Origin of the sequence: Xenorhabdus aichiensis, from assembly GCF_028598775.1 — a bacterium.
GTDB lineage: Bacteria > Pseudomonadota > Gammaproteobacteria > Enterobacterales > Enterobacteriaceae > Xenorhabdus > Xenorhabdus bovienii.
Map to the genome: position 1 here is coordinate 1 of NZ_JAQRFO010000103.1, position 2,242 is coordinate 2,242.

At 36.3% G+C, this 2,242-nt stretch carries 2 protein-coding genes and 2 pseudogenes; 3 read left to right on the top strand and 1 reads right to left on the bottom strand.

The genetic code is table 11. The annotated features are described in order from the left end of the window. Nucleotides 1–213 precede the first annotated feature (213 nt). Nucleotides 214–633, bottom strand: a pseudogene (locus PSI22_RS21020) (protein rep); the annotation flags it as partial. 14 nt (nucleotides 634–647) lie between these two features. Here PSI22_RS21020 and PSI22_RS21025 point away from each other — a divergent pair. The 3 genes and pseudogenes from PSI22_RS21025 to PSI22_RS21035 all read left to right on the top strand — a co-directional run bounded on the left by PSI22_RS21025 (nucleotide 648) and on the right by PSI22_RS21035 (nucleotide 2,057). Next, nucleotides 648–1,127, top strand: a pseudogene (locus tag PSI22_RS21025) (Hcp family type VI secretion system effector). After that, nucleotides 1,127–1,483, top strand: a complete 357-nt coding sequence (locus PSI22_RS21030; protein ID WP_273581429.1) for a hypothetical protein — start codon at nucleotides 1,127–1,129, stop codon at nucleotides 1,481–1,483. Before PSI22_RS21025 ends, PSI22_RS21030 begins: the two are co-directional and overlap by 1 nt. After that, nucleotides 1,470–2,057 (top strand): DUF4225 domain-containing protein, encoded by a 588-nt coding sequence (locus tag PSI22_RS21035; RefSeq protein WP_273581430.1) that lies wholly within the window; start codon nucleotides 1,470–1,472, stop codon nucleotides 2,055–2,057. The genes PSI22_RS21030 and PSI22_RS21035 overlap by 14 nt, the downstream gene beginning before the upstream one ends. Nucleotides 2,058–2,242 lie beyond the last annotated feature (185 nt).

A 2,242-nucleotide genomic window follows, 5' to 3' on the forward strand; every position in this document is an offset into this window, starting at 1 on the left:
CAACTTCTTAGATCAAATATAGGCGCTGTCCTTACAATTTATTTTTCAGAGCGAAAAATAGTTAGCGCAACAATTCAATCGGCTATTGGAGAAGAATTTAGAATTACTGTACCAGATAGGCTCACGGGGATTAGAATCAGAGATTCTCTTTTAGGAGTACGATTCTAACCAACACAAATGCGAGCCGTTACAGATAGTTATCTCGACAAATAACTATGTTCCCCGTTTTTTGCCGTCTTTCTCCGGCAAACGGCGATAACGGCGATCGCCTATCTCCTTGCCAAACGTCAGCCGTGAACCATCATCTGAGCCGTCGGCCATATCATACGCTAAAATCAAATCTTCGTTAGTCTCCTGATCCAGCTTCAGAACATCTTTCAACGCCCCTCCAGTCGCAATAAAGCGACGTTTAAACGTTTGTCTGGTCAGTTCCAGAAACCACTCCGGATCTACTACCATGTCGGATGGCTTCGTTGAATATTTCAACGTTTCAGACACCACCCCGCGGATAAGTTCGGCCGTCGAACTAACCAGCGACTCCTCCGATCTTGGTGATTTTGATTTCACCACCAGAACATCGATATTCGGATCGTAATCAATTCGTAGGCAATCCCGCCACAGCTCCATCCAACGATAATGATGTACTGATGGCGAATATTATTTATCTTAAGATGCAAGGAAATAAACAGGGTTTAATCTCTAGCGGATGTTCTACTATAGAGTCTATAGGTAATAAATTTCAAAAAGGGCATGAAGATGAAATACTAGTTAATGAATTATCCTCTAATTTATCAATGCATCAAAATGTGAATTTTCAACCTATAGACATACGTAAACCTATCGATAAATCTTCTCCTTTATTATCACAAGCGTTAACATCAAATGAAATATTAACATGTGAGTTTTTCTTTTATCGAACTTCGATGAATGGCGGGATTGAATTATATTATAAATTTAAATTAACCTAAGCATCTTTGGTTAATTTAAATTTCTTTTGACCAAACTCTATAACACATAATGACGCTCAACCAGAAGAATCGCTATCCATTAAATTTAAATCCATTACGTGGGAACATGTGACTGCCGGAACTAGCTCTTATAGTATATGGGATGAGAGGGTATACTAATGTCATCACCGTTAGAGATAAAGTTTAATTTTTATGCTAATGAATTAATTAAGCTTTCTCAATATTCATCCGATTATTTGTTGGATGATATTGAATTTAAAAATGGCTACAAATATGAAATTAGCCAGGTTGTTAGGTTGATAAAAAATGATTTTCAAGCGGCCTTATATAATTATGAGCAAGGAAGAGGCGGTGAATATTGGACACAGGCTTCACAATATGTAGATGAAATACAATTGGAATTTGAATCGGAAAGATATGGTTATGAACAATTACGAAAAAAAGATAAACAATCTTACTTGAATACTCAAGAATACTCAAGAATACTCAGGGAAAGGGTATGTGTTTTATGGTAAAAAGTCGTTAACTGTTGTCGGTGGTGCTGTACAGACTTGGCTGGGATGGATAACGTTTAATACAGGTAGAGCGATAAGGAGTAAAGAGCTTAAAACGATGGGGCTTCTAGGGGTGGCTACAGGAAGTAGCAATTTAGCAGAAGGAGTTACCAATGTTTTGTATGAAGTCACAGATGGTAAAATTGACCCATTAAATCCTGTCAAGCACATGATGGAACAGGGTTTTTTAGCTTTAGGTGCGGATGAGGGTATTGGGGAGATAGCCTATGATGCTGTAGATTTTGGGGTTGGTGTTTATTTTGGCTTTGCCGTTCTTACTAAATTTGATGAAGCCAAACAGATTATACATTTACCTGTAGAAAAAAAAGGGGGTGGTTTAGAAAAAGCTTCACTATTAGATAAATTGTTCACTGCAAAAGGGATCAGGTTATTTAGGTGGGGACGGAAGGATTATGAAAGGAAAATGTTTGTTAGTAGCAAGCCAATGCTTGCTTATAAGGTTGATAATCTATCAATTAAAATGTTGTTGCTGTTAGATAAGCATCTTATTAATGACGAGAATGAAAATAACTAAAAAAGTAAATGATCTTTGCTTTTAAATATAGGTAGATACTTATTTTTTTATCTAATGATATTGCAATGGAGAAAAGAAAAATGACGAAGAAATATAAGGAAACGCAAATATAAAACATAATTAATGGGCTATTGTTAGATAGAAATATTGTTAATAAATAAAGGAATAGGAGTATGGAGCTGGGT

Excerpts from the sequence above, each read along its gene's own strand:
- PSI22_RS21030 (WP_273581429.1), top strand. The coding sequence starts at position 1,127 with ATGTCATCACCGTTAGAGATAAAGTTTAATTTTTATGCTAATGAATTA.